The following is a 6,241-nucleotide window of genomic DNA, read 5'->3' as shown; positions in this document are numbered from 1 at the left end:
AGAAGATGGCGCGGTAGCTCAGTTGGTTAGAGCGATCGACTCATAATCGATAGGTCGGGAGTTCAAGTCTCCCCCACGCCACCACTTCTTTCCCCTTCAGAGCTGAGACGACCTGTCAGCTTCGCTCCAGAAGTGTTTTTGCGGCTTTTGCGCCCCGCTGTGATCTCTCGCGTCCTATCTTGGGGCTGGCTCCACCGCGGTGGCCCGCCTATACCTTTGACCATGAAGACAGACCCATCGACCCGATTTGTTGCTGTAGACGGCGGCGGCAGCCGCTGTCGGATCGCATTGCACCAGTGTGGTAACATCACCAAGGTAGAGGTCGGCGCCGCCAATGTGTCCAGCGATTTTAACGGCGCCATTGCCCAGATCCGCCAAGGCCTGACACACCTGAGCGCGCAATCCGGATTGTCAGCTGCCCAGCTGGCCGAACTGCCCGCCTATTTGGGGCTTGCCGGTGTCGTCAGTGCCGAGATTGCCTTATCCGTCAAATCCGCCCTGCCATTCACCCGATCCCAGGTCGAAGACGACAGGCCGGCGGCGCTGCGTGGTGCGCTTGGCCCTGGAGATGGCATGATCGCCCATTGCGGCACCGGATCCTTCCTGGCCAGTCAGTTGAACGGAAAGCGCCGCATCATTGGCGGCTGGGGGGCACAGCTGGGCGATCAGGCCTCGGCCCAGTGGTTGGGGCGTCAGGCCTTGGTCGTGACCCTGGATGTCTGTGACGGGCTGGAAGCAGCTTCTGACCTTTCCCGGGCCATGCTGGCACGGCTTCAAACCTCCGCCCAGATTGTGGCCTTTGCCGCCAGCGCAAACCCGATGGAGTTCGGCACCCTGGCCAAAGAGGTGACCGCCGCGGCCCAGCGTAGTGATCCGCTGGCCCTGGCCTTGATGCAGCGTGGCGCGGCCTATCTCTCTGAGAGCCTCGTTAAATTAGGCTGGCAGCCGCAGCTGCCGATATGCCTCACCGGGGGGCTTGCTGGCGAATATCAAACCTATCTGCCAGCCGAGATACAAGCGGCGGTGCAACAGCCCAAGGCAGATCCGCTCAGCGGGGCCTTGGAATTGGCGCAGCACTTTGCCCGCCAGATCGAAACAGGGACTGGCCTCGCAGGGGGCGAACCTTGAGCGCTGATCAGAACAGAGACATGAACACATCAGACATCCTGTATGGCGGCGGTCCGATCTTTGACGGGCAACACCTGCATCAGGACGCCATGGCGCGGTTTTGCAATGGGCGGCTCTCCGGCCTATCCACTGCCACCTCCCCCTCCAGTGGCGGAACCTATGTTGACCTCGCAGGCGATATCCTCAGCCCCGGATATCTGGATCTGCAGGTCAATGGCGGCGATGGCATCATGCTGAACGCCGCCCCTAACCCAGCCAGCCTGCAGCGCATTGCAGCGGCACACCGCCGTCTAGGCGCGGTTGAGATTCTGCCAACCCTGATCACCGATAGGCCCGAGAAAACAAAGGCAGCCATTGCAGCGACACTGGCTGCAATTGAGAACGGAGTACCAGGCCTGGCAGGCTTGCATCTGGAAGGCCCCCATCTGGCGCACAGCCGCAAGGGCGCCCATGACGGCGCTTTGATCCGACCAATGGATCAGGAGGATCTGGAGCTATTGCTCAAAGCCGCCGCGGCCCTGCCGGTTCTGATGGTGACCCTGGCGCCGGAAAGCGTGAGCCTTGCGCAGGTCAGAGCATTGCACATGGCCGGGGTGGTGCTGGCGCTGGGGCATACAGATGCCAGCTATGAGCAGGCCCTGGACTATGCGACAGCGGGTGTCAGCTGCGTCACCCATCTGTTCAACGCCATGAGCCAGATGGGCAATCGCGCGCCAGGACTGGTCGGCGCTGCATTGGCGGGCTCTGATCTGCACGCAGGGCTGATTGCGGATGGAATCCATGTGCATCCCGCCACGATGAAATCCGCCTGGGCAGCCAAAAGCGCTTTCGCTAGGGACAGTGGACAGATCTATCTGGTCAGCGACGCCATGGCCCCGGCGGGCAGCGACATCCGTGAATTTGAACTCGGTGGCCGACGGATCGTCCGGCAGGCAGGCCGACTGACCTTGGCAGATGGCACCCTGGCGGGGGCGGATCTTGACCTCACCACGGCGCTGCGGGTCCTGACCACCCGCTGTGACATTCCATTGGAAGAGGCCCTGACCGCTGCCGTCGCCACACCACGGCAGGTGATTGGGCGGTGGTCACAGGACAGCTCTGCCATTGGCATGAAGGAACAGGATTTTATCCGCATCTCTAAAGACCTCAGCTCGGCACGACCAATCACAGACCATCCCTAGGCTCTTTTCTGATCAGCGCGGCGCCCAGGGGTTTTGCTCGGCGGATTGGAACCACTCCGCCAGATGATCAATCAAGGCCCGGATCCGCGCGGTCAGGTGGCGGCTTGGCGGGTAAACCACATAGAGCGGCAGCGGCGCATCTTCGCGATCGGCAAAAAGCAGCTCCAGCTCCCCGGCCTCGATAAAACTCCGGACGGTGTAGTAAGGACAGCGGGCAATCCCCTGCCCCCCTGCCGCCATATAGGCCACTGCACGCGGAGAATTGGCGCGAAAGCTGCTGGTCACCGGCACCGTGATCTCCCCCGCCGCATCCTGAAATCGCCAGAGATCTGGCTGCGCCGAGGATTGCAGCAACAGGCATTTATGGGTGGCCAGCGCCTTTGGGTGACCCGGCGTGCCATGGCGGGCCAGATAGTCCGGGCTGGCCACCAGTACCAGCCGCATATCGCAGAGCTTGCGTGCCACCAGAGTGGAATCCTGTAGTTTGCCAAAGCGGATCGCCAGATCGATCCCTTCTTCGACAATGGGGGCATGATAATCCGACAGCAGCATCTCGATCTGAACTTTGGGGTGCCTTTCCTGAAAGGGCATGATCGCCTGGACCAATTCGCGGCTGCCAAAACCAGTTGGCGCCGTGAGCCGGATTGGCCCCGCCAGTTCCGACTGCCGCTCCTGAATGACCCCTTCCATCTCATCTATCTGATCCAGCAACGGAATGCAGCGTTCCAGATAGGCCTGACCGGTGTCTGTCAGGGTGACGGAGCGGGTGGTTCGGTTGAACAGTTGCGCACCCAGACGTTCTTCCAGCCGCGCTACATATTTGCTGGCCAATTTGGTGCTGATGCCAATCTGGCGAGCACCGCCCGTAAAGGAATGCTGCGCCGCAACCGCAACAAAGGTGCGCATACAATCCAGGGTATCCATGGCTCAGCCTTCTTTTCCCACGCGATGCCCAAGATAAGGCGTTACCGCCAAAACGTACATACTAACTCCACAGCAAGGTAGATTATCACTCACGCGTTCTAAATATAGATCTTCCTCACCGAAACAACAGCCCGCCGCGGCGGCCTATCCCTGAGGAAACATCATGTCCAATACCCTGCGCATTCACAGCTTCCCGCTCTCTGGTCACGCCCACCGGGTAGAGCTTTTTGCCAGCCTTGCTGGTATCTCCCACGAGATCATCAACGTCGACCTCGCCAAGGGTGAACAAAATGGCGAGGCCTTTCTGGCGTTGAACCCAGCCGGTCAGGTGCCAGTGATCGAAGATGGCGATGTAGTCATCAGCGATGCCAATGCCATTCTGGTCTACCTGGCCCGCAAATATGCCCCTGCCTATCTGCCAAATGACCCGGTGGGTGAGGCCGAGGTGCAAAAGTTCCTCACCCTGGCCGCGGGCGAAGTGGCATTTGGTCCCGCAGCCGCCCGGCTGATCAATGTCTTCAACGCGCCGCTGGATGCGGAGTTCTGCAAAACCATCTCCGCCCGCCTACTAGGCAAGCTGGAGGCCCATCTGGAGGGGCGTGCGTTTTTGGTGGGCACGGCTCCGACGATCGCGGATGTGGCGATCTACTCCTATGTGGCTCATGCCCCCGAAGGTGATGTCTCGCTGGAGCCCTATCCCAATGTGCGCCGCCTGCTGAGCACTATCGAAGGCTTGAAAGGCTTTAAGTCGATGCCGGTCACCCCGGTTGGCCTTTCTGCTGCTGCCGCCTGATCCGACGGGAGAGCAGCCTTCTCCAGGGCGGTGATCCTGCCCTGGAGAAGAAATCAATCCCGATCCTTCATTTGTTCAGACCCGAGGTCCGCCATGTCTTCCGCCTTTCCCGCCCCGCTTGACGACAGCCAGCCTAGATCCCCTTTCCACGCAGGCGAGCAACAGCTGCAGCGTGAAAACGGCAGCCGCGAGAGGATGGAGCAGTTTGGCCATAGGGTCATCCGCCCCTATATGCCGGAACAACACCGGGCGTTTTTTGCTCAGCTGCCCTTTGTGGTTCTGGGCGCGGTTGACGGCGAAGGCTGGCCCTGGGCGACGCTGTTTCCCGGCGCGCCGGGCTTTGTTCAATCGCCAGACAACCGCCATCTGGATGTTGCCCTGAATGCCTCTGCTGCCGATCCAGTACGGGCCGCGCTGCACCAGGGATCAGCCCTGGGTTTGCTGGGAATTGAAATGCATAGCCGCCGCCGCAACCGGATGAATGGGCGTATCTCCAGCCTCAGTGCAGGGCAGATGCAGCTGCGGGTCGACCAGTCCTTTGGCAATTGCCCACAGTATATTCAGCACCGCGATGTCACCTTTCATCGCCCGCCCGAGGATAGCAGCCCGGCCAAGGCTTCGCCCCGTTTCACGCAATTGGATGCCAAGGCGCGGGCCCTGATCACCGGTGCCGATGTGTTCTTTGTGGCCAGTGCTGCCGAAGCCGGTGACAACCCGGTGGCCGAGGGCGTCGATGTCTCTCATCGCGGCGGGCGACCGGGCTTTGTACAGATTGAGGACAATAGCCTGATCATCCCGGATTTTCCCGGGAACAACCACTTCAATACCTTTGGCAACTTCCTGCTGAACCCCAAAGCGGGTCTGGTCTTTCCCGACTTTGACAGCGGCACGCTTTTGATGCTCACTGGCACCACAGAACTGCTGGCCGGCGACGCGCCGGAAATACACGACTTTCGCGGGGCCGATCGTGGCTGGCGCTTTACGCTGGACCATGGGCTCTGGCTCACGGAGGCCTTGCCGTTTCGGGCCAAACTGGGTGCTTTTTCGCCAAATTCACTGCTGGCGGATACCTGGCCAGACCGCGCGGCCCGCAACAAGTTGGAAGCCCGTCGTGACAGCTGGCGCGCCTTTCGGGTGGCGCGAGTGCAGCAGGAAAGCACCCTCATTCGCTCCTTTTATCTGGAGCCCACCGACGGCGCCCCGGTGCTGCCCTTTGAGGCCGGCCAGTTCCTGACCCTGCGGGCCAGGTCCAAAGATCCAATCAGCCCAAAGGTACTTACCAGAACCTATACGCTTTCTTCCGCGCCTGAAGAGCCGTTCTATCGGATTTCAGTCAAACGCGAAGAGAACGGGGAGATGTCACGCCTGCTGCATGACCAGATCATCCCCGGCGACATCCTGGAGGTCAAAGCCCCGCGAGGAACTTTCATCCTTGATCCCTCCGAGACCCGCCCTGCGGTGCTGCTGGCGGGTGGGGTGGGCATTACGCCGATGATTGCCATGGCCATACATGTGCTGCGCGAGGGTCTGCGCACCCGGCACCTGCGCCCGCTCACGGTGTTGCATGCTACGCAGAACAGCGCCCAGCGCGCCTTTGCTAATGAATTTCGTGCCCTGCAGCAATCTTCCGAGGGGCAGATCCGCTACCTCTCGATTGTCGGCACACCTGCGGAAGAGGAAAAACCTGGCGTGGATTACAACGGCACCGGCTATATCACCGATGACACCCTGCGGCAGGTGCTGGCGCTGGATGACTATGACTATGACTTTTTCCTCTGTGGCCCGCCGCCCTTCATGCAAGCCGTCTATGACACACTGCGCCGCCTTGGCGTGGCGGATGCAAGGATAATGGCAGAGAGCTTTGGCCCGGCTGCCCTGACCCGCCGCTCCGATGCCACTGACCAATCCCCGCTGCTCGGCCAGGCAGCCGAGGATGAGGCGGATGCCGCATCTGTCCAGCTTTCCCCAGATTCTAAACCGCTGAACTGGTCGCCCAAGGATGGCACCCTGCTGGAACTGGCCGAAGCCCAGGGGTTGACCCCGGACTTCAGCTGTCGCTCCGGATCCTGCGGGAGCTGCGCCACCCGCCTTGTTCAAGGGGCGGTCAGTTACCGCCAGCCGCCCGAAGCCGACATTGCGCCCGATGAGGTGCTGCTGTGCTGCGCCCGCCCCGCCCAAGACAGCCCGCCCTTGCAGCTCGATCTTTAGTCACTCC

At 61.2% G+C, this 6,241-nt stretch carries 5 protein-coding genes and 1 tRNA gene; 5 read left to right on the top strand and 1 reads right to left on the bottom strand.

Annotated features, from left to right (window positions below; all coding sequences use genetic code 11):
- Positions 1 to 7 precede the first annotated feature (7 nt).
- The 3 genes from ABJP42_RS18105 to nagA all read left to right on the top strand — a co-directional run bounded on the left by ABJP42_RS18105 (position 8) and on the right by nagA (position 2,309).
- Positions 8 to 84 (top strand) — tRNA-Met (locus ABJP42_RS18105).
- 138 nt (positions 85 to 222) lie between these two features.
- A complete protein-coding gene (locus ABJP42_RS18100; RefSeq protein ID WP_348342881.1) occupies positions 223 to 1,128 on the top strand; it encodes a glucosamine kinase nucleotide-binding domain-containing protein in 906 nt (301 codons plus the stop codon).
- A gap of 20 nt (positions 1,129 to 1,148) precedes the next feature.
- Positions 1,149 to 2,309 carry an N-acetylglucosamine-6-phosphate deacetylase gene (gene nagA / locus ABJP42_RS18095; RefSeq protein ID WP_348342879.1) on the top strand — a complete coding sequence of 387 codons (1,161 nt, stop codon included), beginning with the start codon at positions 1,149 to 1,151 and terminating at the stop codon, positions 2,307 to 2,309.
- Between the two features lie 12 nt (positions 2,310 to 2,321).
- On the opposite strand, the gene ABJP42_RS18090 is transcribed toward nagA, so the two are convergent.
- Entirely contained in the window at positions 2,322 to 3,233 is a 912-nt protein-coding gene (locus tag ABJP42_RS18090; protein ID WP_348342877.1) for a LysR family transcriptional regulator, read from the bottom strand.
- Positions 3,234 to 3,396: 163 nt separating this feature from the next.
- Here ABJP42_RS18090 and ABJP42_RS18085 point away from each other — a divergent pair, with 163 nt between their 5' ends.
- On the top strand, positions 3,397 to 4,026 hold the full coding sequence (locus ABJP42_RS18085; protein WP_348342875.1) for a glutathione S-transferase family protein: 630 nt from the start codon (positions 3,397 to 3,399) through the stop codon (positions 4,024 to 4,026).
- 93 nt (positions 4,027 to 4,119) lie between these two features.
- On the top strand, positions 4,120 to 6,234 hold the full coding sequence (locus ABJP42_RS18080) for a 2Fe-2S iron-sulfur cluster-binding protein (protein WP_348342873.1): 2,115 nt from the start codon (positions 4,120 to 4,122) through the stop codon (positions 6,232 to 6,234).
- The last annotated feature ends 7 nt before the right edge of the window (positions 6,235 to 6,241 follow it).

This window comes from Pseudophaeobacter sp. (genome assembly GCF_039971195.1).
Lineage (GTDB): Bacteria > Pseudomonadota > Alphaproteobacteria > Rhodobacterales > Rhodobacteraceae > Pseudophaeobacter.
The sequence above is the reverse complement of the archived record's forward strand: the minus strand, read 5'-3'. Positions and strand labels throughout refer to the sequence as shown.